The 25,747-nt window shown below is 43.7% G+C and carries 24 protein-coding genes and 2 pseudogenes; 10 read left to right on the top strand and 16 right to left on the bottom strand.

Annotation, left to right across the window (positions count from 1 at the left end; translation table 11 throughout):
* The first annotated feature begins 887 nt into the window (after positions 1-887).
* The 3 genes and pseudogenes from J5A56_RS02295 to J5A56_RS02305 form a co-directional block, all read left to right on the top strand.
* On the top strand, positions 888-3,206 hold the full coding sequence (locus J5A56_RS02295) for an N-acetylmuramidase domain-containing protein (RefSeq protein WP_432757713.1): 2,319 nt from the start codon (positions 888-890) through the stop codon (positions 3,204-3,206).
* Between the two features lie 120 nt (positions 3,207-3,326).
* Positions 3,327-3,992: a hypothetical protein gene (locus J5A56_RS02300; RefSeq protein ID WP_231370787.1), complete on the top strand. Its 666-nt coding sequence runs from the start codon at positions 3,327-3,329 to the stop codon at positions 3,990-3,992.
* A 268-nt stretch (positions 3,993-4,260) separates the two neighbouring features.
* A pseudogene (locus J5A56_RS02305) lies at positions 4,261-5,073 on the top strand (RHS repeat-associated core domain-containing protein); the annotation flags it as partial.
* 55 nt (positions 5,074-5,128) lie between these two features.
* On the opposite strand, the gene J5A56_RS02310 reads toward J5A56_RS02305, so the two are convergent.
* The 4 genes from J5A56_RS02310 to J5A56_RS02325 form a co-directional block, all read right to left on the bottom strand.
* The gene (locus J5A56_RS02310) at positions 5,129-5,545 is read right to left on the bottom strand and encodes a hypothetical protein (protein WP_021672388.1); all 417 of its coding nucleotides are present in this window, start codon (positions 5,543-5,545) and stop codon (positions 5,129-5,131) included.
* A 192-nt stretch (positions 5,546-5,737) separates the two neighbouring features.
* Positions 5,738-6,244: a DUF3408 domain-containing protein gene (locus tag J5A56_RS02315; protein WP_211815484.1), complete on the bottom strand. Its 507-nt coding sequence runs from the start codon at positions 6,242-6,244 to the stop codon at positions 5,738-5,740.
* The gene (locus J5A56_RS02320) at positions 6,232-6,546 is read right to left on the bottom strand and encodes a helix-turn-helix domain-containing protein (protein WP_211815485.1); all 315 of its coding nucleotides are present in this window, start codon (positions 6,544-6,546) and stop codon (positions 6,232-6,234) included. Before J5A56_RS02320 ends, J5A56_RS02315 begins: the two co-directional genes overlap by 13 nt.
* A 3-nt stretch (positions 6,547-6,549) precedes the next feature.
* A complete protein-coding gene (locus tag J5A56_RS02325) occupies positions 6,550-6,819 on the bottom strand; it encodes a helix-turn-helix domain-containing protein (protein ID WP_211815486.1) in 270 nt (89 codons plus the stop codon).
* Positions 6,820-7,355: 536 nt separating this feature from the next.
* On the opposite strand from J5A56_RS02325, the gene J5A56_RS02330 reads away from it, so the two are divergent.
* Complete coding sequence (locus tag J5A56_RS02330) at positions 7,356-7,622, top strand: hypothetical protein (RefSeq protein WP_021672396.1); 267 nt, start codon at positions 7,356-7,358, stop codon at positions 7,620-7,622.
* Positions 7,623-7,729: 107 nt separating this feature from the next.
* Here the strand turns inward: J5A56_RS02330 and J5A56_RS02335 are convergent, their stop codons facing one another.
* Genes J5A56_RS02335 through J5A56_RS02345 form a run of 3 tightly spaced genes read right to left on the bottom strand, consistent with a single transcriptional unit; the run spans position 7,730 to position 10,742 of the window.
* The gene (locus tag J5A56_RS02335) at positions 7,730-8,197 is read right to left on the bottom strand and encodes a DUF1896 domain-containing protein (protein ID WP_211815487.1); all 468 of its coding nucleotides are present in this window, start codon (positions 8,195-8,197) and stop codon (positions 7,730-7,732) included.
* Between the two features lie 51 nt (positions 8,198-8,248).
* The gene (locus J5A56_RS02340; protein ID WP_021672399.1) at positions 8,249-9,517 is read right to left on the bottom strand and encodes a site-specific integrase; all 1,269 of its coding nucleotides are present in this window, start codon (positions 9,515-9,517) and stop codon (positions 8,249-8,251) included.
* Between the two features lie 4 nt (positions 9,518-9,521).
* Positions 9,522-10,742, bottom strand: a complete 1,221-nt coding sequence (locus J5A56_RS02345) for a site-specific integrase (protein ID WP_021672400.1) — start codon at positions 10,740-10,742, stop codon at positions 9,522-9,524.
* Positions 10,743-11,029: 287 nt separating this feature from the next.
* Between J5A56_RS02345 and J5A56_RS02350 the strand changes: the two are divergent.
* Positions 11,030-12,556: pseudogene (locus J5A56_RS02350) on the top strand (helicase-related protein); the annotation flags it as partial.
* An 86-nt stretch (positions 12,557-12,642) separates the two neighbouring features.
* Here J5A56_RS02350 and J5A56_RS02355 read toward each other — a convergent pair.
* The 6 genes from J5A56_RS02355 to J5A56_RS02380 form a co-directional block, all read right to left on the bottom strand.
* Complete coding sequence (locus J5A56_RS02355) at positions 12,643-13,650, bottom strand: nucleotidyl transferase AbiEii/AbiGii toxin family protein (RefSeq protein ID WP_021672402.1); 1,008 nt, start codon at positions 13,648-13,650, stop codon at positions 12,643-12,645.
* Positions 13,643-14,248: a DUF6088 family protein gene (locus J5A56_RS02360; protein WP_021672403.1), complete on the bottom strand. Its 606-nt coding sequence runs from the start codon at positions 14,246-14,248 to the stop codon at positions 13,643-13,645. The genes J5A56_RS02355 and J5A56_RS02360 overlap by 8 nt, the downstream gene beginning before the upstream one ends.
* A gap of 215 nt (positions 14,249-14,463) precedes the next feature.
* Positions 14,464-14,772, bottom strand: a complete 309-nt coding sequence (locus tag J5A56_RS02365; RefSeq protein ID WP_021672404.1) for a helix-turn-helix domain-containing protein — start codon at positions 14,770-14,772, stop codon at positions 14,464-14,466.
* Positions 14,760-16,820, bottom strand: a complete 2,061-nt coding sequence (locus tag J5A56_RS02370; RefSeq protein WP_021672405.1) for a bifunctional DNA primase/helicase — start codon at positions 16,818-16,820, stop codon at positions 14,760-14,762. Before J5A56_RS02370 ends, J5A56_RS02365 begins: the two co-directional genes overlap by 13 nt.
* Positions 16,817-17,197: a hypothetical protein gene (locus J5A56_RS02375; RefSeq protein WP_021672406.1), complete on the bottom strand. Its 381-nt coding sequence runs from the start codon at positions 17,195-17,197 to the stop codon at positions 16,817-16,819. Before J5A56_RS02375 ends, J5A56_RS02370 begins: the two co-directional genes overlap by 4 nt.
* A complete protein-coding gene (locus J5A56_RS02380) occupies positions 17,197-17,538 on the bottom strand; it encodes a helix-turn-helix domain-containing protein (RefSeq protein ID WP_021672407.1) in 342 nt (113 codons plus the stop codon). The genes J5A56_RS02375 and J5A56_RS02380 overlap by 1 nt, the downstream gene beginning before the upstream one ends.
* Before the next feature lie 1,050 nt (positions 17,539-18,588).
* Here J5A56_RS02380 and J5A56_RS02385 point away from each other — a divergent pair.
* The 5 genes from J5A56_RS02385 (at position 18,589) to J5A56_RS02405 (ending at position 22,314) form a co-directional block, all read left to right on the top strand.
* Positions 18,589-19,836, top strand: coding sequence for a hypothetical protein (locus J5A56_RS02385; RefSeq protein WP_155945356.1), 1,248 nt, complete (start codon positions 18,589-18,591; stop codon positions 19,834-19,836).
* A gap of 9 nt (positions 19,837-19,845) precedes the next feature.
* Positions 19,846-20,205, top strand: coding sequence for a hypothetical protein (locus J5A56_RS02390; RefSeq protein ID WP_021672410.1), 360 nt, complete (start codon positions 19,846-19,848; stop codon positions 20,203-20,205).
* A 24-nt stretch (positions 20,206-20,229) separates the two neighbouring features.
* On the top strand, positions 20,230-20,544 hold the full coding sequence (locus J5A56_RS02395) for a DUF6804 family protein (protein WP_021672411.1): 315 nt from the start codon (positions 20,230-20,232) through the stop codon (positions 20,542-20,544).
* Between the two features lie 333 nt (positions 20,545-20,877).
* A complete protein-coding gene (locus J5A56_RS02400; protein WP_036920116.1) occupies positions 20,878-21,366 on the top strand; it encodes a hypothetical protein in 489 nt (162 codons plus the stop codon).
* An 18-nt stretch (positions 21,367-21,384) separates the two neighbouring features.
* Positions 21,385-22,314: an ADP-ribosylglycohydrolase family protein gene (locus tag J5A56_RS02405; protein ID WP_036920130.1), complete on the top strand. Its 930-nt coding sequence runs from the start codon at positions 21,385-21,387 to the stop codon at positions 22,312-22,314.
* A gap of 24 nt (positions 22,315-22,338) precedes the next feature.
* On the opposite strand, the gene J5A56_RS02410 is transcribed toward J5A56_RS02405, so the two are convergent.
* The 3 genes from J5A56_RS02410 to J5A56_RS02420 all read right to left on the bottom strand — a co-directional run bounded on the left by J5A56_RS02410 (position 22,339) and on the right by J5A56_RS02420 (position 25,739).
* Complete coding sequence (locus J5A56_RS02410; protein ID WP_021672415.1) at positions 22,339-23,760, bottom strand: hypothetical protein; 1,422 nt, start codon at positions 23,758-23,760, stop codon at positions 22,339-22,341.
* Positions 23,761-24,017: 257 nt separating this feature from the next.
* Positions 24,018-24,737, bottom strand: a complete 720-nt coding sequence (locus J5A56_RS02415) for a DUF6371 domain-containing protein (protein WP_021672416.1) — start codon at positions 24,735-24,737, stop codon at positions 24,018-24,020.
* Positions 24,738-24,764: 27 nt separating this feature from the next.
* Complete coding sequence (locus J5A56_RS02420) at positions 24,765-25,739, bottom strand: AAA family ATPase (protein ID WP_021672417.1); 975 nt, start codon at positions 25,737-25,739, stop codon at positions 24,765-24,767.
* Positions 25,740-25,747: the final 8 nt, after the last annotated feature.

Below are 25,747 nucleotides of genomic sequence, written 5' to 3' on the forward strand. Positions count from 1 at the left end.
CAGTTTCTTTCCATCAGCGGTATAGAGATATTCACTCGTAACAAGTTCATGTGCATAGTAATCCCTGTTCTTACCATAGGCGTGCCGTCCAGACGAAGCAGACGGGTGTGGTGTGGTCTGGTGGCAGCAATCAAAAGGTCTCCATCGTCAGTGGAAGGGTTGTTATCGATGCCTTTGGACGTAATATTGCGGCTTATTATCCAATGACGGAGAGCCATGGTAATATTGGTACTTACAACCATGCTACAGGTGATTTGCAGGCAAAGACAGAGTATGATGCGCACGACCGTACCACGAGTGTGACGCTTGCTGATGGCAGTGTGACACGCACAGCCTACAGTATCGGTAGCCATGACGGTGAACCAATGCTCCAGACAACGGTCACGGATGCACTGGGACGACATGCGGAGAGCTATACCGATGCCAAGGGGCGCAACCGTGAAACGGTGCAGCATGCTCGTGGTGAGGATATCACGGTGAAGTACAGCTATGACCCTGTTGGTCAGGTGATGAAAGTTCAGCATCCTAACGGTAGGGAGACGAAGTATGCCTACGACTTGCTTGGTCGCAAACTGATGGTGAACCATCCTGATGCTGGAGAAACGAATATGACCTATGATGCGGCAGGCAACCTCCTGACGAAGCTCACGGCAGAGCTTAGGAAGTCGATATCTGACAAGGGGTATATCTCTTACACCTACGACTTCGAGCGACTCCATGAGGTGCTTTATCCAGAAAATCTCTTCAATCGTGTTACTTATACCTATGGTAAGGCTGGCGATAAGTATAACCGTGCCGGTCGTCTTGCCCTCGTTGAGGATGCTTCGGGTGGTGAAGCGTATTACTATGGCAGACAGGGTGAGGTGACAAAGACTGTACGTACAGTCATGGCAAGTGTGGCGGATATCAGGACTTATGTCTATGGTGCTACGTATGACAGTTGGAACCGTGTGCAGACGATGACTTACCCTGATGGTGAAGTGGTGACTTATCACTACAATGCTGCAGGACAGGTGGAGAGTCTTACGAGCAATAAACAGGGACGTCAGAGCGTTATTGTTGATAGGATAGGTTACGATAAGGAGGGCCATACGGTCTATACGAAGCTTGGTAATGGCACGGAGACAACCTATACCTACGATAAGCAGCGTGAACGTCTGCAGGTGATGAACCTTACAGCGGATGGTCAGACTGTGATGGAGAATAGGTACCGTTATGATGCTGTGGATAATATCCTTGGTATCACTAATGCTGCTAACCCAACGTCGCTTACAAAACTCAACAAGGCGAAGCTGGGAGGAAGGAGTTCGCATACGTATGAGTATGATGAGCTGAACCGCCTTGTTCATGCAAGTGGTAAGGCTAAGCGTGCATCGTATGATATGGTGATGTCGTTCGGACGGATGAGTGAACCGCTGACAAAGGTGCAGAAGGTGGATTCAACAACAACTGCGAAGTCTTATAACTTTGCTTATAAGTACGAGGACAGCAGTCACCCGACGGCTCCAACACAGATTGGTCACGACCATTATACATACGATGCCAATGGTAATCCAACGCTGGTAACGAACGACTCTACGAATACGACTCGTGAGATGTACTGGGATGAAGACAACCGCCTGATGGTACTCTCTGATAATGGCAAGACGAGTCGTTACACTTACAACGCTGCCGGCGAACGCATCATGAAGAGTTATGGTACGATGGAGGGTGTGTATATCAATGGTGCACCACAAGGTATCACTTTTCACGAGACGGACAACTTCACGCTTTATCCTGCTTCGATAATCAGCATCAACAAGAATCGCTTTACGAAGCATTACTTCATTGGTGACAAACGAGTTGCTTCAAGAATAGGAACAGGTCTGTTTAACAACGTTTACGGACGCAACGGCTCATACGTAACGGCTGGTCAGCAGGACTATGCAGAGCGTATGAATCAGATACAGAAGCAGAAAGAGGCTTATTATAAGAAGGTGGGTGTAGCTCCTGGTGTACCGACAGAGAAGGGGGCGTATGGTGATCCAGAGAACACGGGTGTTGGTTATAATTCCGTTCTCACAGAACTCGGTAACCATGATGTGCCACAGGGTTGGATTCAGACTCCACGCCCCAACACCACACCGAATACCAACCCCGGTCCACCTGTAAGTTGGAATGACCCGAGTAACCCTGATGACCCACAGGCTGGTTATGGCTACATCCCTAATGACACTACGAAAGAGGAAACCTTCTTCTATCACAGTGATCACCTTGGCAGTACGTCTTACATCACGGACGACCACGCCAACATCACCCAGTATGATGCCTACTTGCCATACGGGGAACTCCTCGTTGATGAACACAGCAGCAGTGAAGACCTACCGTACAAGTTCAACGGTAAACATTTCGATGAAGAGACAGGTTTGTACTATTATGGTGCAAGGTACATGAACCCAGTAACGAGTTTGTGGTATGGGGTGGACAAACTAACAGAGAAATATCCAACAGTATGTGGTTATGTATATACGCTCGATAACCCTGTGAAATTTATAGATGAGGTTGGTTACAAGCCATCTCTTTCAGCCTTGAGAAAGGCTGCTAAAAAATTAGGTGTAGAGTTATCTGTCATTAGGGCTGTATTTCAGACGGAGACAGGAGGTCAAACTTATACAAAGGATGGTCGTATAAAGATTTTGTATGAGCGCCATTATTTTAGTAAATTTACACATGGTAAATATAATAAAGATAGAGATATATCAGCACCTACTCCCTTTAAAGGGAAAACTCATAAGGAGAAAGGCAAAGAAGTGGCAACTCCTGAAATTGATCAATATGGCAATCCTTCTAACCAATATCGTCGGTTTGAGAAGGCTAAAAAACTGGATGAGGAAGCAGCGTATTCCTCAATATCTTATGGGAGTTTTCAAATTATGGGGAGCAACTATAAGGATGCAGGTTATAAATCTGCTAAGGAATTTGGTGACGCTATGTTTAGTGCTGACGAGGATAAAATGCTCGATGCATTTACAAATTATATTTCTGCTAATCATGCAATGCGAAAAGCTTTGCTAAATCATGATTGGGCTACATTTGCACGTCTCTATAATGGTCCTAGTTATAAAGATAACAAATATGATACCAAAATGGCTGAAAATTATAAGATCTTTTCAGCGGATCCATTTAAGGGATACAAAGAATCTAAAATTAAAATACCCTCAAGATAATTTAAACTAAATAATAAAGAAGAGTATGAAATTAATAAAAACGTATATTCTCATCCTAATGATTTATCTATAGGAACATTCTTGTATTGCAAAGGTAAAAGTCTAAACACAAAAAGCAATATGAGTCAAGTTTATATTGCTACAGTTAACACTGCTTCAATTGACAATAATAAAATAACTTTACCAGAACAAATTAAACTGTATTTAAATGATAGTAGAAAGAGTAATTTAAGAAACTCTTTTGTAAAAATAGATACAATTGTCTCAGGAGAGAATACTTTCTTACATATAAGAAAAGATGGAGGAATTCTATTTAATAAATTAAATCACATATCACTTATGTGTGATAAAATGTACAAGAGTTATTCAAATCACTCTTTTATCGAGGACATAGAACTATTTTCATATAGGAAGGACAATTTCGTAAGTTTTCTGTATTCCGTTATAGACGAAGGGTTTCATAGGGGCTACAGTGAAAAGCCTTTTACTTTTATTGTTAGGAAAGGCAATGTATATCAGGTTAACCTTATAACTACACCTATGGTACAGAAAGTCATAAATAAAAAGGTACTGAGCTTTCCTAAATCTCTTCGTTCTATATTCGAAATGAAAGAGTTTTATGGCTTCTGCCTTATTTCTGGTAATATTTGTATTCGGCCGATAGCTTACTCTGCACTCGATGATGATGGTGGAGATTGGATCAAAATCCCTTATTCAAATGAGATTAAATTTTCATTAGTTAAATGTGACCAGATTTTAAAAGAAATATCAGATTTAACTAATTGATATAAGGTTCAATGAGGTAAGATATTGGATAGATGAAGAGTTTTGATACTTATTAATAGTGAAAGTGGTGACGGAAATTGATACCTTTTTCTTCATGCAAGGGTATTCCGATGCTGGAGACGAAGGTGACGGATGTCCCCGATAGGACGGTGGTGAGAACATTACCTTGAAATATGCCTACAATCCCGTGAACGAGGTGACGACGGTTACGCACCTTAACGGCAGGGAGACCAGATACGAATACGACCAGCTGGGACGCAAGCTGATGGTGAACCACCCCGACGCGGGCGAGACAGACATGACCAACGACTCGACCAACGCTACCCGTGAGATGTACTGGGACGAGGACAACCGCCTGATGGTACTCTCTGACAATGGCAAAACCTCACGCTATACGTATAATGCAGCCGGTGAACGTATCATGAAGAGCTACGGCACGATGGAGGGTGTGTATATCAATGGTGCACCGCAGGGCATCACATTCCATGAGACTGACAACTTCACGCTTTATCCTGCTTCGATAATCAGCATCAACAAGAATCGCTTCACAAAGCATTACTTCCTTGGTGCCAAACGAGTTGCTTCAAGGATAGGGACGGGACTGTTTAACAACGTCTATGGACGCAACGGCTCATACGTAACTGCCGGTCAGCAGGACTACGCTGAGCGTATGAATCAGATTCAGACACAGAAGGAGGCGTACTATAAGAAGGTAGGTGTAGCTCCTGGTGTACCTACAATGAAGGGTGCGTATGGTGACCCAGAGAACACGGGTGTTGGTTATAATGCCGTCCTCACAGAACTCGGCAACCATGATGTGCCACAGGGTTGGATTCAGACTCCACGCCCTAACACCACACCGAATACTAACCCCAGTCCACCTGTAAGCTGGAATGACCCGAGCAACCCTGATGACCCACAGGCTGGATATGGCTACATTCCAAACGACACAACGAAGGAGGAGTCCTTCTTCTATCACAGTGACCACCTCGGCAGCACATCCTACATCACAGACGACAGAGCCAACATCACCCAGTATGATGCTTACCTGCCGTATGGTGAACTATTAGTTGATGAGCACATTACAACTCTAATCGTATTATCAGAAGTGGTAAAAGTAGTACAGAGAAACAGCGCTATCGATGTAAGTCAAGAGATTTTGTCAGTTGCACTACTTGATGTTGGAATCTGATGAGAAGTTGAGAATAAGTTTCGAGTTTATCCAGTATTCGTTGAGCAGTGGCGACAGAATGATAAGTATTGAGGGCTTTCACGGCTTCGTTGTATAGCACGCCTATCTTATGAGTCATGGAGACGATTTCGGAGAGTTTCTCCAAGTAAGGTTCTTTGGCAGGGTCTTGGATGATGACCTTAAAGGCTCCACCTAAAAGTCTTGCTCGGACAAAATCACTTTTCGTTTTTGCTCCCGACTTGCGGTAGAGTCTGATAAGCTTCTGCTGGTCTTCAGAATTAGGTATCCTGATGTGCCATCTGTCCCATCTTGGGCAGGTGGCACATCTGCCGTCTGGCTTCTTTTGTTTCTGCTTTTTCATTGCTTTCTAATCACGACTTTGGAGTGATTTAATCCCCAATTGGGGCAAGGGGCTTTGTGGTACAAATGGCAATTTGTGGTACAAAGACACACCTTGCTGATGTAGAAAATGGGATTATAAGCCCATGCCGTGTTACTGCATTCATTGAATACAGTAACTCAGCGTAGGCTTGCGTTCGGTGAACGCAGCAGTTCAGAGCTTCCGCCACGTTTCCACATCATCTTTGTAGTAGTCAAGGTGTTCCCGGAGCACCTGCTCCACATATCCAGAAATACTTGCACCCTGCTCGCCAATCTTCCGCACCACATAGTCAAGTCTCCTTTGGGTTTCCTCCGAGACATACACGGCTTTGCGGTGGCTGTTGCGAAAGGGCTGGAGATATTTCCCCTGAAACTCGGATAATTGCTTCCTGTCCCTTGTTTTTCCCATTCGTTGATGATTCTCTTCGGTAGAAGTAGCCCTTTCCGTTGGTGACAACTCTGTTTCTTGATTGGACGGTTGAGAATAGTCCTTGTGACTCTCCTTGTCATTTTGTTCCTCAACTTTAACAGGCTCAAATCTTTTCTTTTCCTCTTCATAATCTATGGGCTGATCAAAATCGGGCAACTCTTCGGGCTTGCGGAGCTTAACGCCATAATTGCCCATATCTCGAAGGGCTTGTTCTATACGCTGTTTCCTTTGTTCATCTATTCTTGCCATAATTTCTTGGGTATTGCGTTATAATGCCTTTCAAGCATTGTTTGTATGTCGCTCTGTTTGTAAAGTATCTTCCCTCCGATTTTGTAGAAAGGAAGTGTTCCTAAGTTTCTGTACTCTTGGAGCGTACGTGTGCTGAGCCGTAATTGGCTGCAAACCTCTTCGCCAGTGAGGTAAACCTCTCCGCCCAGCATCGGACGGGCGGTAGCGCAATACCGCTCCAATTTCTTCAATGTGCCCTCCATCAGTTGTGAAAACATCAGCATCTGAGGGTCTTCCTGCGTAATAATTTCATTCTCCGACATAATTCATTCATTGTTTGCGTTCAGTAATTCCGTGATGTCGCTCTCCTTGTAATAGCACTTATGTCCAATCATTGAGAAAGGGATTTTTCCCGTATCTCTGTATGATTGCAGGGTACGCTTGCTGATGCCCAAACGCTTGCACACGGCTTCGTTGTCAAGCCATTCGTCCGTTTCGGGCGGATTGCCGATGAGTTGTTCGATACGATGGATAAAGTCTGCAAATTCGGAGTGGTGTCGCTCCCACGCCTTGCGGTCGATAATGATAAGTTTCATTGCATTCTTTTTATTTTGATTACGTTATTGTTACTCGGCAAACAAACTCATATACAGTCTGTTGCCACTATTGTCGTACGCAAAGGTAAGCGTAGAACTACATTGAACAAAGCAACGCAGAAAAGCAAGGAAATAGAAGGAAGAGAAGAGAAATTAGTTTGTCAGTCTGAAAAGCTCCTAAGCTTTCGCCAAAAAGCTCTTAAGCTTTTAGCAAAAAGCTTATAAGCTTTTGTTAGATTACTTATAAGCTTTTTATAGATTGCTTATAAGCTTTTCATAGAAAGCTTATAATCTTTAAGGGCAAAGGCTGGTAGCTTTCCCTATCAGATTTGGAGTCGCCGCAGAAAAACTCTTATGCTTTGTATAAGAATGGTATGATTGCGGTAACGAGAAGAGGTGCCGGCTCTTTCCTTTTATCACATAGCAATTATTCTCTCGACAGTTCGATAGTTCGACAAATCGATATGTAGAACTATCGATAGATAGTTTTATCGATAGATTATTTTGACTATATATAGTTTTGACAACAGATAGTTTTGACAACAGATAGTCATGACAACAAATTGTACAAACAACAGATTGTCTGTATTATCGTCAGTCCTATCTGTTGTTGGTTGTTACGCCTTGCGTCCAAAGAGCCTGAGTATGCCGTATTCTTGTCGTGCCTATACTCTCTTACGGCAGCCCTGCCCTGCAAGGTTGGGAGAGATGAATACGACCGCACGAATACAGAAAATGGCAATACCGCCTTGAAACAGAAAAATCCTGCGGTGGAGATTCTTCTCTCCATCCGCAGGACTTGACCTTGTCAGGGAAGATTGGCTGCCGTTGTACATTTGCACGATAAGAAACGGCATCAGGGGCTTTGCATAAGTATGGCTTACGAAGTGTACGAAGAAAAATGTTGGGGTTATCCGCCTGACTGACCGACTATTGGCAAATGATTGCTCTTGGTGAGCAGCACTATTGTGCCTGTGAGTTCGGTGTAAAGACGGTCGTATTGTTCGCTTGCGGCAAATGTGTCCGTCAAACCGAACTTGTCGAATGTGGCTTGAACAGCCTTGTTCGACAACAATATGGGTGCAAGCTTATCGGGGAGGGGTGCAGGCAGTTCCCTTTCAAACTCATTTTCCAATACAGATACAAGCGTGTCGTACTTGGAAAAGTGCAAACCTTGATACAACACCTCACTTGCTATGCTCTCCGCTTCGGGGTGAGTGAAACCTTGCGCCACGGCATCGCAGTAGGCAGTGAGAGCCATATCAGCCCGAGCGGTGATAAACTCCGTGTCGTGCAATCTTTCGGGGTGATGCTCACTCATATAACTTCTTAACTTCAATCGAAAATAGGAAAGTTCCTGTTTGTTGTTCTGTTTCATTATCATTTGGTCTTTAATCGTGAATAATAAATGTTTGGTAATTACTTCCTTTTATGCTTGTTGCAATGGAACGTTTTGCCGTGCTATAGACTCACAATAACCCTCAAAAACAGAATGCTCCCTGTCTGTGAGTGCAGTCATATCCTCTTGTATCTTATGGTCGGTTATCTTTCCATAAATCTGTGTCGTACCTATATTGCTGTGTCCGAGCATCTTGCTGAGCGTTTCCATCGAAATACCATTGGAAAGGCAAATCGTGGTTGAGAATGTGTGGCGAGCCATGTGAAAGGTCAAGCCCTTATCTATCCGGCATATCTGCCCGATGTTCACACACGCAAAGGATGCTTTCCTTATTGTAAGATTGGGGAATATCAAGTCGTCCGATTTCTTGTCCTTGACATAGAGCGAAAGGATTTGCCTCGCAATAGGTAGAAGTGGAATGATGGCTTCCACGTCCGTTTTCTGCCTTTTGATGCGGATTTCCTCCGTGCCGTCTGCATTACGGATGATATGCTTCGGTTTGAGCCGTTGCATATCCACACGAGCCAGACCAGTAAAGGCACAGAAAAGGAAGAGCTGTCTTGCACGCTCGAACTGCTTGTCAATAATGGGCGTTTGTAGTACTCGTTGCAGTTCTTCGGTTGTGAGATACCTGCGTGTTCGGTGTGGTAGTTCCGCCTTGTAATCTACAAAGGGGTCGATGCGGATATACTTCTTCTGCTGACCTATGCCGATGAGTTTTCTAAGGAAGATGATCGCTACCTGAATAGTGGCAAGAGAAAGGTTGCGCTCTGATTTAAGGTAAAAGTCCATCCCTTCGACAAAACCATAGTCAAGCGATGAGTAGCGAATATCCTCCAGCCCCAAGCGTTCACGCAGATAGGACTCGATAAGCTGTGCTGCATAGATGTAGTTGGCAAAGGTCGGCTTGGCTACCGTTATTCCTACGCAAGGACGCTTTTCCTCAATAAATAGTTGGGCTTCCTCCAAAAGAAAACCTTTGGGCTTGTCTTCTTCCATGAGTTCACGCTTCAGTAACTCGGCGGTGATATAGCCACGTTGCCAAACCAATTCTTGGTATTTGCCTTTGGCTTGTTCCTCTTTGGTTTGCAAGTAGCGGTTGATTTCCTTTGTTTCTTCGCCTATTCCTTTGCACCGTCCCTTATGGCTGTCCCAAAGTTCGGGAGCGATTTCCTTACCCGTGCTGTATTGCACCTGCTCACCGTCTATGGTGATGCGTCCCATAATCGGGCATTTGCCGTTCTTTTTCTCTTTGGAACGGTTGATATAAAAGAGTGTCTTGAATGTGCTTCGTGCCATAATGTCAAAGTTTTAAGGTGAATGTATCTTGTATACGTTGTTGCACTTCCTGCATGTCCCGATGGATTCTCTCGGAGGAAACAGCTGCATAGATTTGTGTTGTTCTCAAATTTGTGTGTCCGAGCATACGGCTCACCGTTTCAATAGGTACACCTGCCGAAAGCGTGATAAGCGATGCAAAGGTGTGTCTTGCCATGTGAAAGGTCAGCGGAGTTTCCATCCCGATGTTTCTCTGTATGTAGTGCATTCCATTGAGAATAATATCGGTAGTAGGAACATCAAATATAAAACCTGCACGCTTTCCCCTGTACCGCTCCATTATCGCCCAAGCAGGGGGAAGTACCTGTACTCGGTACGGGGTTTTGGTCTTCATTCGTCTGCCCTTGATGCAGAGTTCGCCTTCTTCCAAAACGATGTTTTCCTCCCGAAGATTACGGACGTCGGAGATTGCCAGCCCTGAAAAGCAGGAGAAGACGAACAAATCACGGACAATGCGGTAGTTTTCCCATTCAATCTTCAACTCGATGATGCGCTCAAGTTCTTCCTGCGTAATGCTTCTCGGTTCGCCTTTTGGTCGCTCGTAACTGTAGCCCAAGAACGGATAGAAGTCCAGCACGCCTTTCTTCACCGCCATGCGGACGATGGTCTGCAAAGTAGACAAGGTACTCGATATACTGCTGCGTTTCAGCTTTCGGTCAATGGTGAGATAATACTCGAAGCCCTCGATAAAGGCTTTGTCCAACTGTGAAAGGGGAACGTCGCTTACCCTGTGCTTCTTCTGCACATACTCACGAAGCAGGGAGAGTTGGTAGGTACGGAGTTTGAACGTCTTTAAGGCTCGGTCGATACCGATACGTTCCTTTGTCAGTGTGAGATACTCCCCAAAACTCTCCAAGAGCAAGGCCTGACGGTGGATTTGCCCCTGATAGGCATCTCTCACGTCTGTGGCGGTAAAAGTTTCTTCTCTTTCACTGAATTCGTGAAAGCGTGCGTGGATAAGTGCGGTGCATTCACCGAGTTTCTGATTGACGGACACAGCCATGCTGCTCTTGCCGATAAGCCTTTGCTTACGACTGTCCCAAAGAGTGAGCGGAGTCTTGCACTTGGTGGAGAAGCCCGAATGGGTTCTGCCAACGGAGATTCGCCCAATGACAGGCACAAGTCCTCTCTTGTCGGTTCGTTTCGCCTGAACGAAGAACGATACTTTGAGTTTGTTTTCTTTCATTTTTCTGTCGTTTTTTCTAAATTTCCTTTGCTTGCAAAGGTACAGATGAACAAGTATTCCTGAGCGATGCAGAAAAATGAAAGATGAAGAATAAAAACCTATGACACAGTTGTTTACATTCAATTCGTAACCCCTTTTTGCTTTTTCCCTGATGGGTTACGATTTGGTAACGGAACTCCTGCCGTTTGATGCTCGTTCTTGCTTACCCTCAAAATAGTAAGAAAATGCTAAATGATATTATTTCAAATAGTTACATTCCTTGCGTTTCCCCCTATTTCCCTTAATTCTTAATGACTGATTATGCCCGCAAGATGAGCCTTGATTTACGCATGATTGATGAAAATGTTTACTCAGACCATATCGACAACAAGGCAAGTCACTGTGCCAAGATGCTCAATGACTATTACCAAAAGTTCGACGCACAGAAAGGGACACAGTTTGTTTTCTCTGATTTAGGTACTTATAAGCCCGGTGGAGACTTCAATGTCTATTCGGAAATCAAGCGTAAGCTGGTAGAAGACTATCATATCCCGTCCTACGAGATACACTTCATTCAGGAGTGCAAGAACGAGAAGGCAAAGAAAGCGATGGTAGATGCCATGAACCGTGGTGACATTCGCATTATCTTCGGTTCTACATCCATGCTTGGAACGGGAGTTAATGCCCAGCAACGTGCGGTGGCGGTGCATCAACTTGACACACCCTGGCGACCCTCAGATTTAGAACAGCGCAATGGTCGGGCAATCCGTAAAGGCAATATGGTTGCCAAAGAATTTGCGGACAACAAGGTCGATGTGATTATCTATGCCGTGGAGCGGTCGTTGGACAGTTATAAGTTCAACCTACTACATAACAAGCAATTGTTTATCAATCAGCTGAAGACCAACACGCTCGGCAGTCGTACCATTGACGAGGGTTCGATGGACGAGGATAGCGGTATGAACTTTTCAGAGTATGTTGCCGTGCTATCTGGTAATACGGACTTGTTAGAGAAAGCCAAACTCGACAAGAAGATTGCCACTTTGGAATCCGAGCGCAAGAACTTCCTCCGTGAACGTGATGCAGCAAACGGCAAGTTGGCAGAGATTGAGAGTTCAGTGTCCTTCCATTCGGACAAAATCAAAGAGGCACAGTCAGACTTAGCTCTATTTGAGCAGCGTGTAGAACGTGATACCGATGGGCAGCCCATTAACAAACTGACTATCAAGGGCATGGAAGACAGTACCGACATCAAGGCCATTGCTACCCGTCTGCAAGAGATTGACGAAAAAGCACGCACCAAAGGAGAATACAACAAAATCGGTGAAGTTTATGGTTTTTCCATAATGGTCAAGACGGAGAGTACTTCCAAAGACTTGTTCGACTGTTCGGTGAACCGCTTCTTTGTGAAAGGGCAGGAGAGTATCTACTATACCTATAATAACGGTAAGTTGGCAACTGACCCGAAACTTGCGTGTCAGAACTTCATTAATGCCTTGGAGCGTATTCCAAAGGTAATAGAGTCGCATGAGAAGGAAATGGCAAAGGTTTTGTCCAACAAAGACGTTTACACTAACATTGCTAACAGTTCTTGGAAAAAAGAGGACGAACTTCGTGCGCTCAAGGGGAAGGCAGCAGAGCTGGACAGAAAAATAGCCTTAACACTTTCACCTCAGGAAGAGGAACAAGATGCAAAGGATGAAATGAAACAAGGAGAGGGTCTGTCCGGCAACAATCATTCTGTCGGGAAAGGGAATGATAACCTTTCTGTTCAGGATGCAAAAGAGGAGAAACATTCGCAGAGTTTCAAACCGAAATGGCGGCATTATCCTTAACGTTATTCCACCTTAGTTCTCTCTATTAGATTTTGGCAAATAACGCTTGTTATTGCCAAAATCTAATAGATTGCTTGTGTTGTTTACTATTTGCTTATCCTAAACCTTTCTTGAAGTTCGGATAGTGCAGCTAATAGTTCTTCAAATGAAGGTTTTTTCCCATAAATCATTGATTCCATCATTGCCTGATAGTCTGATTTCCATTCTTCAAGAATATCTTCTCGGGGGACAATCCGGAGACGTTTGCGTACATCGGGAGTATAATCCACATCTTTCACTGAAGTATAAATTTCTCTATGATGACGAATAGATTCCCATAATGCATCATCTTCAATGGCTTTCTGTGCAAAATCTTTATTCATCATGGTGTAAAGGTCATAAAGATGTCGGCTCTTGCGCTCTGCTATCATTCCGTGTCCGGGAATGGAGAAGAGTTCGTGAAGCAAGAATGCCTTTTCAAGGAATGTCTTTGCGGGAATAGCAGTATAAATGGCACTGTCAGCCAATGGTGTAATCGGAAGATGCTCTCCAATAATACTTTTAATTTGTATTGATTCTGTCGGTTCAAGCAATGAACGTGCACTCACTTCCAATACAATATCAGGGCGGAGATATGTAAGCTCCTTGTCAAAAACTGATTTGTAGTGAAGATAAATCTGACGTGGCTCGGGATAGGTGGCGTCACCTTCGCCATTGGGTTGGGCATTAACTGTGACAAACGACAGCAAGCCTTGTCTTTTTAGTTCTTCACACATCATAGGGGTTAGTTCCTCTAAAACAAAAAGCGATGATGCCTTACGCAATTTCTTGATTTGTTTTTTCGTGAGATCTCCTTCAGGAGCACCAAGAAAAACAGGATTGACAGCAACATCTATATCTTCCGAGAATCGTTCTATAAGTTTCCAACCTTTGCTCAGACTTGTGCCGCCTTTGAAAACAAGATGCTCTGCTATAGGAAGTGAAAAGATAGTTTGCAAGATTGCAGTTACCCAAAAATCTTTCTCTATCACTTGTGCGGGTAACCCGACTTTATCTGCAATTGATTCATAGACGCTTTTCCGTTGTGAGTCGGATAATCCAAGAAACCTATTCATATAGACCAACTATAAATTCCCTTACCTTTGAAGGCATCAGTTTGAGGTCTGCAACTTGAAGGTGAGGATTTTCGTTTAACTTCATTTTAATGGTAGCAACCTGCTCATCAGTCAGGTTCTCTACTTTCCAGTCTTTAAGAGCTGTTGTTAAGAGAAGGGCCAACCGGCTACGGATGGAGAAATATCTGGGAGAGACGCGCTTGAATTTTATGTTTTTCCCTTCGCCAAGATTTATAGTACGTGAGACGCCATCGGTTAAGTAAGCTATGTTCATCGGTATCTGTTGAGTCAGTCCTAACTGGTATTGGGCATAAAGCCCCGTTGGGACAATTCTTGCGCCATCCCTTTTTGCCATTGCTTTGGCAATATCCTCAAGCGATGGAGGAACCATACCCAGACCATATACTTTTTCCATTTTGGGATAGCAATAAATGCCACGTGCAACTCTAAGCATCTGTCCTTTTTCTACGAGACGTTCCAAAGCCTTATTAACGGCATCTCGATTGCCATACGAAATAAAATCCCCCACAAAAAAAACAGAACCACGTCCGCACTTTTTTGATTTTATAAGTATTTTACTTTCAATGCTTTTTGTCATAATTATAATTGTATTTTGTCGCAAAATAATGCATTATTCACGACAACAAAGGTACATATAAAATCTCATAATCAGCACAAAAAACAGAGAAAAGTACGAGCTTAACGAGCTATGCCAGTATTAATGTACGTATTATCAATTTTGTAACCGTTATTTTGTAATGTAACTGCTTGCATTTACACAAAAAAACAACAATAAAAACCAACAAATACGCATTACCAACTATCTCGCCTTCTCAGCATCTCGTCAATCTCTTCCCTGAGAAAAAGTAATCGCCCATTGGCTTTGAGATAAGGAATTTTTCCTGCCCAAACCCAGTTGTAAACGGTCTTTTGCTCCACTTTGAGAATCTTGGATACATCAATGATATCCAAGTATTCGGGTTTCAAGGGAGGATGGACGGTTGTGTCAACAGATTGATCCTGCAGGACAAGCAGGCGGTCGAGTTTATCCTCGACGCTTATCAGCTTGTCGAACAGGCGTTTTTGCCAAGTGTCTTCGGTTTTATAATCTATGTACGGCATAGTTCTCCTTTTTGATAGTTACCATTGGTATCTTGTGCCAAGATACGTTGTTCTTTCATATAGGCGATGTATTTCTTTGCTGTTCTGTCCTTGATTTCCATTTCGCGCATCAGAACCTCACAAAGTTCTTGGTAAGTGAGCTTGAAAGAATTTCGGAAGGCTTCTTTGACAACGGCAATGAGTTCTTCAGTCTTGCGCTTTTCCTTGTCCTCTTTAGACTTCTCGCCACGATAGACGTGCATGTCCTCTGCCTTATCCCAGCCGAAAAGCATCATCGGTACGTCCAACGGACTTCCGTCACGGACTTTCAATGCTTTTACGACCGAGTATTCGGGATTGTCATCTTTCTCTATGGAAAGAATTCCCGCTGCCTTGCGCTGCAATTCTGAGCCGATATGCCCACGGAGTTTAATACCATTCGGTACGAAGTGTAGCACGCAAATGATACAGGTATTATAAATCCCTGCCAAGCGATAGAGCTCGTCCACAATGGCAATACTTTCCGTTTCATCGTTGGCAGAACGTATCAAGTCGGCTATTCCGTCAATCACCACAAGATGGATACCTCCATGCCTGTGATGAAACAAATCCATACTCTCACGGATAAGTTTCAGCCTGTCCTTACGGGACATAGAGGCAAGGTACAGGGAATGGCAAAACTCCGGTACTGCCGTCAAAGAAGCCCTACGCAGTGTCTTACCCAAGTTCTTGTGCAGCTGTGCCTCGGACTGTTCCGTGTCATAGTGTAGGACCGCTAAGCCTTTGGGATTGGCGGTAATCTCCAATCCCAAGGTCTTCTCTATCGGCAATCGTTTTTCTCCCAATGTCCCGGCAAGGATAGCACCCACATAGTTGCTCTTGCCTGTACCTTCACCTCCGGTAATGCAGAACAGATTGTCCTGCGTTCCTAGTGGAACACCATTCACAGCCACAACCGATTTGGAAATGTCTGGTGGATTCTCATAATCAATCTCACAGGAACGTAACATCATCATGGTTTGGCTATATAGATCTGAGAACATCTTGGCAAGCAGCTCTTTCAGTTCCTTTGCCCCGTTGCCTAAGGCAAAGAAATCTGAAATGTCTTTTTCGGACTTCGTGCCACAGAGCGGAAGTGAAAGGTTCAAGACCTTGTATTCCGCCAGATGTTCAGACTGTTTATGTGCCTCTCGTACACCTGTTTCATCCGCATCATACAAGAGTATTATATGCCTAAAACGAAGCTGAAGGCTCTCAATGATACTTGTCGGTATCTGTGCCGTTTCACTGTTGAAACAAATTGCATTGAAGCCGTGTGCATACAATGAGAGGACATCTTTTTCTCCACCTGTAATGAAAAGCATATCTCCTTTGGCAGGAATCTGCTCCATTCCAAAGCAATAAGTGGCAGGCATCCGTCCACCATAAAGAAAGCGGATTTTTGGACTGTGAGGTCGGTATATCTTTACATAGCCGTTTCCGATATAGGCAAACATAGGTTCCGTAGGTGAGCTATAAAGTTCAAACTTCTTGCCTTCAGCAGATACACTTTCGTAGCGTTTAAGACTCCGTACACGAAAGCGACGGAGTGTATCCTCATGGATGCCATAATGTGCCCAATAGTTCAGCAGCCCATCGTCAAATGGCTGTATCTCAAAACTATATGGACGTTCTTCCGTACACTTGTTCATATCAGCCTTAGGAGTGGGAACAATAGTTTCTTTATATGCTGACGTGATATGGCTGCTATGCTTTTCACCATTACATAAAGAATACAATCCAAGTTCTTGTACTATCGTTTCCAATACTTCGGGAAAACTTGTTTTCAGGTTCAAATTACGGAGGGTTGCCACAAACCAGAAGCAATCCCCAGAATAGGTGGTATCTCCATGATCATAGAATTTGTAAGAAGAAGTCTTCCTGTCGTAGTAGATATGGCAGGAAGCCCGCCTGTCGTCATAGAAAGGACTTCGGAAGTTGCGATGAAGGTTTACCTCAAAGCCAAGGAAATGTGAAAACACATTCAGACCTCCTTGTGTAAGTAAAAGAATCTGTTCCTTTTCTATCATAATTGTCGGTTTTTAGGGTTAAGACATGAACTCATGATGAGATTGTCCTTGAAACGGTTGAGTCGCCCAAGAACTTCATCGTTTCTCATACCTGATACGCGGAGTCGGTTACATTTCACGGCAATAATAATTGATTTGAAAAAGTAGCGCACATCACCGCCCTCCGTGTAGCGATACCGTACCAACTGCTTCTTGCGCCAGCGGTAAAGGGTGGACTCTGAAATATTCAGAGTCCCGATTAGGTCTTTCGTGGTCATCTCCAGCTCGTCGTCAATGTCTTGAATAAGACGGGAGGTGCGCTCAACATACTGCTCAATACGATTGAGCTTGTCTATCAGTTCTTGATAGGCTTGGCTTTCTACTGCTATTATTTCCATCAGCGTAATCGTTTGGTTTTAATTGTTACATGTTCTATTCCAAGTTCACTGACTAACTGTGAAAGTCTTCTGAATGCTTCCTCAGTAAAAACCTCCAGATGAATTTCTGCTATAGGTAAAGGGCCAGGTTGCCCATTACGTGCAAGAAACTCAAATATTTTGGTAGACTGGATGCCCACCTTTGAAGCGTACATCAGAATTTGTTCAAGAGTCATTGCTGTCTTTCCTCTTTCCCAGCGCGAAATCCGACTCGAACTAACTTTCAGAATAACAGACAGATACTCCTGCGAATAACCATTTTTCACTCTTGCTGACTTCAGCATTTCCAATAACTTTTTCATACTTATAAAGTTACTAAAGCACCGTTACAAGAGCAACCCGCCACATGCAAATGTTTGTACACTATGCAATCCGTCTTGCAGACGGTGCAAGTTTGTTTGTTAGTAGCGGAATACACAGTGTACCAATAAATATAACGAACTAAATCTAAAACATTTTATCACTCTTATATCTTTGTATAATTATTATTGTTTTGTAAAACTCCAGTGCAAGGTGCAAGTCCCTTTATATATAAGGGCTTGCACCTTGCACTGGAAAATGTAGCAGTAAAATCTCTAAATATTTATGGCACAAAGATTTGGAGATATAAACAAAAAGATCTAACTTTGTACTCTGAGAATGGGAGTGAGTGTGCTTTCAATAGATAGTCAAAATAGCGGTCATAAACCAGTCAGTTTACTGCTACATTTCTGCTACAGAGACTGTCAGTACAAAAAGGTAAATATTTAGCTAACAGCGATAAGGACATATTGTGGATTAGTTCAGGCTGGTCCACGCTGAATATCAAGCACTTACAAAGATTTTGTAGGTGCTTTTTCTTTTTATGGTGACCTTTAGGTGACCTTTCTGAGCGCAAAGATTGAATTATTGTAATAATTGGATTACAGAAGATTACATAAGATTTTATTCGCTTTTTATTGCTTTATCAAAAATAAAATACTAAATTTGCAACATTCCTATCAGATGGACTTCCTGTGAAAGCAGAAGTCCGGAGGGTGGGGATACATATATGATAAGGCGTTTACTTGACGCTTTGTTCTTGACAACCTTGAAGTCTCGCAAATTTCATTAGCAGTCAAAGAACATAGCAGCGGTAGATGTCCATGGGTGTGTAATACCTTATTGTTATATGACCATTTGGGTTATGTGCAATAGATTTACATATCGGCGTGGGCTTCTGCGTTGCTCGTTCAGACTGCAATGGGCAATGCGAGACGCCTAAGGTTGTGGGACGGGTAACAGGTACAGACTCCCACGCTTTTTCGTATATGTAAATGTAAACAAAAAATACGGTATATGTGTGGGAGCACTATCCACATACTTTGAAAGATATGAAAGTATTAAGGTCTTTTTGTATGTGCTTTGGAGGGCTGGTAATCCTGTCACTCCTCTCATCATGCAACCAATGTACAAGAACAATACTTACAAATTTAGGTTGGAGTATTGAAAACTACAAAGTGCATAATATCTATAGTGCTGTGGATATGTCCTTTTTTCATGGTTTTGAGAATAAAATATCATTGAAGGATCTGCAAACTACGCATGGTAATCCCAGCAGGATTCTTAATGCAAAAGAATTTGCTGATATTGATGGATATAATATCTGGGAATATAACGTTGAACAAGATAAAATCGATTGTTATGTAAAAAAGAACGACAGCATAGTTGATTATATTTATTGTGAGTTTGCAAACCCAAGAAATATTTATAGCATTGTCAAAGACAAGAATACAGCAAATAAGATAGTAGCAGACAAGGCTTTCGCAGATTATATTGTAGATGATTTCAAGACCACTATTAGAATCTTAAAGCAAAAAGGTTCAAAATCTCATACTGTGAACATCGCTTTAGACGACAATACTGATTTAATAGATTCAGAATCTTTGCAGACCGAATTAGAGAAGATAAATGAGGAGGCTCCTATTCCAATGGCTGATTTCTGTGAAATCAGTTCTTGGAACTATAATAACAATGTGATTTCTATAAACTGCGATGTAAATGAATCACCGAATGGTACCACGATGAATCAACTAAAAAACAACTCAGACTTTGGAAAACAATGCTGTATTTATTTCTTGGGGGATAAAGGACTGTTCTCTTTTCTCACACCTAAAATTCTCAAAAACAAGGCTGAAGTAAACTTAGTATTCAAAGGAAAATCATCAGGATTGACTATTACCTCTAAAATACATACAGGGAAAATCTTAAATTCACCTACAACGGCCTTGCAAAGACTAAAGGCTATAGTTGCTTATGACAATATGGGATTAGTAAACCTATCCAGCAGTGCCCCTCACATCCTAAAAATGGGACCAAGGGAAATACGAAATAACATTCTACACATTTCTATGACTTACGTGACAGAGCCAATAGATATAACAGATTCTCAATTTAAGAAGTTTATATCCCAATCGTTCTTAAACGAGGAAAATCCCGACCAGGAAATAATTCTTCTTTGTGCGCAATGCGGAATAGGTTTGTGCTATATAAACACATATATCAAGAATGGTTTACAAAAAACATATACGGCAAATTTCTCTAATAGCGATTTAAAAGCTCTACGTACACTAATAAAATAGCGTAAAAGCATGGATACACTTACTGCATCTCCCTTGTTTATTCCCTATTGCATTCTCATGCTCGTAGCTTGGGAAGAGAATTACTGTAATTATATAGAGCAGAAACTAAATGATATTCCTCTTCTATATTGGCAGCCCTGGTATAAAGGTGCTATCATTCTATGTAATGTAATCGGAATTATAACATTGTTTATTCTGTGTTTCTCTACGACTTGGTGGCTTTTAGCTTTTACTCTCCTTTCTGGCGTAACTTGGTTGCCTTTGCTGGCGGTATTTATTACAAGGACACTTGGAGTAGTCATAGCAAGGCCAGTTGTTGCTACCGTTGAAATCCTGACAGCCATCTATCTTGTTATAAATTGGTTCTAAAGTTAATATCAATATTTAAAGTTAATGAAGTATCTGCACATCATTTTATCAGTCCTACTGCTGCTCTGCCTCGCACATATGCCATACGGGTATTATCAGCTAATTCGTTTTATTGCCATGTTTGGTTTTGCCATCATGGCATACCATTATTATAGTCGAGAACAAAACGGGCTGGGCACAGCCTTTGTTGCACTGGCTGTACTCTTTCAACCTTTCCTCAAAATAGCTTTGGGAAGAACGCTATGGAATGTGGTTGATGTTGTCGTCGCTGTTTTCCTTATTGTATTGTGCTTCGTAGAAGTCAATCAACCCCATCAACATCAACATGGAAAAGAGTAAGTACCCACTGGATAGGCCGAAAAGGGGTACATTAAATTATTCATTCAAAGATTCTCAATCTTATAACCCTTAAATTATGGAATCAAGTAATTTCTTATCTAATGTTGGTGGCTGTCTCCTGTACCTTTATGGAATTATCAGCCAAATTATGACCATAGTATTCTTTATAGGATACTGTCGTACAGACTCAATTCTTGAGATTATTTTTATAGATGGCATTATTTCCGAAGCCAAAGGTCTACTATGGATATTTTTTATTTGGTAGCACAAAATAAGTAAAAGTAAAACAGTTAAGTATAAACTTGGATGCCTTTAGATCCTATTGTGCGAATTATGAAAAGGTTTCTTTCTACAACAATAATTTTATTGTTCATGCTCTTTGCTCATGCTCAGTCTCTTTCAGACTTGGCAAGTATGCGAGAACTGGCAACTCTTTATAAAAAGGGAAATAGCATAGTGCCTACATTGAAAAAGAAAGGCTACAAACATAAAGGTTGGATTCACGCCGAAAGACTGAATGATTTCTACGGAGCCGACTTCTATTATAAAAATTGCCGATTAAACAGGAAAGGCGAACCTATATACTTTGACAAAGGTAACAGCTGTATCATACAAATTGCCTCTGTGGGATTCGGCCCATGTATTGTTATCGAGGTGTTCAACGAGAATGCTTACTGGTTTTATATCAAACAAATCAAGGCTATGGGTTTTCAACAGGACTCAAGTGATGATGGCACGATTACCTATGTTAGACGCAAAACAGCCATAGACTGCTACAGGGCGCGGAAAGGTGGCTCGTTCTGTATACGTCGCAATCTATGATAAAGATAAAATATGAAGATGGGGATAAAAGACAAAATTTATGGTTGTCTCTTTGGTCAAGCCATCGGTGATGCGCTTGGCCTGGGCACAGAGTTTATGACGAAGACGGAGGCAAAAGAAAAATATCCTAATGGATTGACGGAATATAGTCAAATTATCAGAGATTATCATCGGATCAATTTCCAGCCGGGGATGTGGAGCGATGATACAGACATGATGCTTTGTATAGCCAATGCCATCATCGAGGATAAAGGGATAAACTTGCACACAATAGCGAGAAACTTCAAGGACTGGTTCTATGCTCCCGACACGCGGGGCGTAGGACAAACCACCTACAAGGTGCTGGCAATAGCGGACTACGTGGAGAAACCGCAGCAGGTGGCAGAGCTGATATGGAAGATGTCGCGCACAAAGAATGCTGCCAATGGTGCTGTGATGAGAACTTCGATAACCGGGTTACTGAAGAACAATGTGGCACAGACTGCCGAGGATGTTTGCAAGCTGACCCATTTTGATTCCCGCTGTGTGGGCTCATGTGTTATCGTCTCTGAAATCATCAGCCATCTAATATGGCAAGGCGAACAACTCTCCTATTCACAAATAATCACTATCGGCAACCAATATGACAACAGAATAGCGGAATATATTGACAAAGCATATTGTGATAGCATTGACCGTCTGGAACTTGATGAGCCGTCGAGCATAGGCTACACACTGAAGGCCATGGGGGCTACCTTGTGGTGCTTATTTCATGCCCACAATTTTGAAGAGGGATTGTTAGCGGTTGTCAACGAAGCGGGCGATGCCGACACAAATGCTGCTGTAGCCTGCGCAGTGTTAGGGGCCAAATTCGGGTATAATACCATTCCCCAGAAGTACATTGATGGGTTAAGGAAGCGAGAATACTTAGCAAGAGTGGCAGACGACCTGATAGCAATATTTTCATAGCTACACGAAGATACATCTTACTTCTTATATTTTCAATCCTCGCGATGGGCGGATGTCCCATCTTTGCTTTTCATTCTTAATCCTTTCGTACTCTGAAAAGTTGTTGGCCACATTCTGTACTTCCAATCTCCCTTTGGCGTGTTCGTCTTCCGTGAGAAAGGGATGGGATAGTACAGACAAAGTGGTTGCAGCATGTTGTCTGTCAGTGTCGGTATCAAGAAAGTCATTGACAGCACAGGCTTGCCCGAATGTAAACCGTCTGGCAGTTGGTTTCTTGGCAAAGTCGATGACGGCTTGCAAAGCCTTGCGGCATGCAACGTCCAACAACTCTACCATCTTCTGAAAAGCGGCTCTAAGGATGGCGATGGCATAATCTTTCTGTGAGAGATTAAGCTCATAGGTTCTTTTGTCATTTTGGGAATTCTTCAATAACCTGTTGTAACTCCAAGTGAGCTTGTTGTACTCATCCAAGCGCAGTTCTGCGATCTGCCTTTCTCTTTCACAGATTCTCTCCAGTTCAGCTGTTCGCTCCGCCACACCTTCCGCTATCCTATCGGGAATCAGTGCCACCTGCTGCTTCATTTCTTCATTTTCCGTTTCCAACTGAGCGTACTTACCCTTTCCTGCAATATAAGCCAAGCCGGATAGAATAGCATTGCCATTTTCCCGATTGCCTTTCACCTGCTTGTCGTGAATTTCCCTGTCCAACTTTTCACTATCAAGGATTTTCTGCTCGTTCTCCTTTGCCAGTTTCTCCGCTTGTTTCTTGCTTTCCTCCAACTCGCACTTCTGTTTTGCCACGATATAGTCATTCCGTTCAAGATGCCGCTTGCCCGTCTCCAACTTGGAAACGCTGCGCTCCATTCCCAATGCCTCGGCCGCCATGTCCTGCACGAGGCTGATGTCCTCATTGTCCAGCTTGTAGGACTTACCCGTCTCATGGTTCATCCAGTCCCAGATGACATGGTCGTGATAGTTAGGCTTCCATGTAGATGTGTCATTCGGATCAAGACAATGCCCCTCGTCACAATGGAGGTGTATCTGTATGGCCGTAATGCCGAAACGCTGCCGACAAAGGTCGGCGAAATGACGCAACTGCTCCATGGTGGTGTCTGCCTTGCACACCACGACGCCCTCGCGCAAGGGAGTACAGCCAGCTATCTTGGTTACCTTGCCCGTCTTCTTGTTGATTCGCTCCCGTTCCTTGGTCTGCATGGCCCTGCCCGTCTTTTCCTTCACCATTCTGCCAATGGCATCGTAATACTGCCGCAAGGTCATATCGCCTTGCAGTTCCGATGTCCACGATTGATTCTCAGGTATCAGGTCTTTTCTGATATAAAGCTTCTCGGCATTGATGTGGTCAAGATATACCTTTGTCCGTTGGTTGTGTGCCTCACTTTGCCCGATATTGCAGGGCTTGATGTGTACGGATGTCATTTGTGTCATAATCAGCAATGTTTAATGTGGTAGAAAATTTTTCTTTGCAATGGGTTCTTAGGGAGGCTCCCTAAGCGGAGAGTCCAGAGAGAGGGTCACGCTCTGGTCAGGGGTCTTGGGGGCAGATGCCACCGAGTGGAGGGTGCAGGGAGAGAGTCACTCCCGCCGGTTCCCCAAGGCTGGTCTTGGGCCCACAACTACGAAAGCGCAGCGGGTAGTTATAGTGGGCTATAACAAGGGCAGAGCCATGTTCTTCCCCCCCGAGTTCAAGGACTGCCACGACCTCTGATTCTGTCAATCAGGTATCGGTTAATGTCCCGATGGACAAAGCCACGGTCCACCTTGAACCTTGCCCCAAACTGCTCTTTCCAGTAATCACAGCTTATATCATCAGGGAAAAGAACCACTCGCTTGCCAGCCAGTTTACTCATCATGCCATTGGTAAGATTGCAGCCCTCGCCAACCGCCAGCCAGTCAACGGACGGTTCGGCAAGCGTACCGAGCAGGGCGGCCTTTTCTTCTGTGATAATGGCAACAGGATTGCCTGATAACAGATGTTCACCGAAGAACACCTCCTTGTCCGTATAATAGTCGAAGCAATACCAGCTATAAAGATGTTCCACCAAGGACTCTCTTTGCAGGATTGCCCCACTGTCCGTATCAAAGTACTGCACACTTCCTCCTACGACCTTGTTGTTCCGATTTATCCGAGGCAACACCGTGCCACAGTGTCCGTTCACCAGTTTGGTGACGGCACCCAAATGAAATCCCATCATCAAGCGACCAATGCCCGACAACAGTTTGGAATCATAACCAGCCATCTTATCCAGATAATCCGTAAGGGAAGAATAATGGCATCCTATATCCTGTTTGGATATCTCTATCAACATCTGATCATTGGGCTCGGCCTTGCTCACCGACATTCTCTTTAAGTCCTGATTTTCCATTTTTGCTATGCGTTTTATGCAGTTTATGCACTTATGCATATTGCATAAACTGCATAAAGTGAATAATCAACGGTTCAAGAGCCTTGACACCTTGCTTTGGGTGATACCGCATTCCCTGGCTATGTCCTGCTGTTTCATGCCCTGCGAGGACAATTCCCTGACCCTTGATTTCAGTTCCTCACGCCCACTGGTACCTATTGTTTCCAGATGGGCGGCCTCCGTGTCATAGCCGCGAAAGGTAAAGCAAAGATTGCCGTCCTTGTTCTTGGCTCGCTCATACAGAGCCACATTGTCGGCATCGAGCACAACTTCGCCGTTGCGCCACTTGCACTGCTTCACATAGACCAACGACTTGTCACGGACTGACTGCCCCAGTCCCACGGCATCGTCTATCAACTGGTTGAGTTTGGCGGAGCCTTGTATGGCCGACAGGGAAAGAGGAACTGAACTGGAGAACATCTTGGGAACATGGTTGAGGACGACCAGCGTCCAGTTATACTTCCGTTTCAAGGCGTTCAGCGATGCCATGAGCGAGCCCGCGTCAGAGCTTTTGTCGAGCGACTGGCTGAGGGCGGTAATATTGTCGATGAACACCACCTCCGCAAGATTCGCCACGGCTGCTTTTTCTATTCCCTTCAATACATCATCAACGAGATTGTCCCTGTCCATCTCCGCACGGAAGAAAGTAGGAGGGAAGTCCGAAACCTCGTACCGCAGGGCCAGCTGACGCAGCGTCATCTCAAAGTCGGCGTAGAGTACGCGCTTCCCCTGTGCGGCAATATCTCTTGCCACCTGCATGGCGAAGATGGTCTTGCCGATACCTGACTGTCCGAAGATGATGCAAAGGTCACCTTCGAGGACAATATTGGGATAGAGTACCACAAGAGGGGGAAGCGACTTGCCTTTCCTTACACAGTCATTCATGGAAGACACATGAAAGCCACCGGCATCAATGGCTCCCTGTTCCTGCAACTCATGAAAGGAGGACCGGATGTAATCCACGTCTACCGGTTGGCGAAGCGTCTTAATCAGTTCATCCATAGCATTAC

This window comes from Prevotella melaninogenica (genome assembly GCF_018128065.1).
Lineage (GTDB): Bacteria > Bacteroidota > Bacteroidia > Bacteroidales > Bacteroidaceae > Prevotella.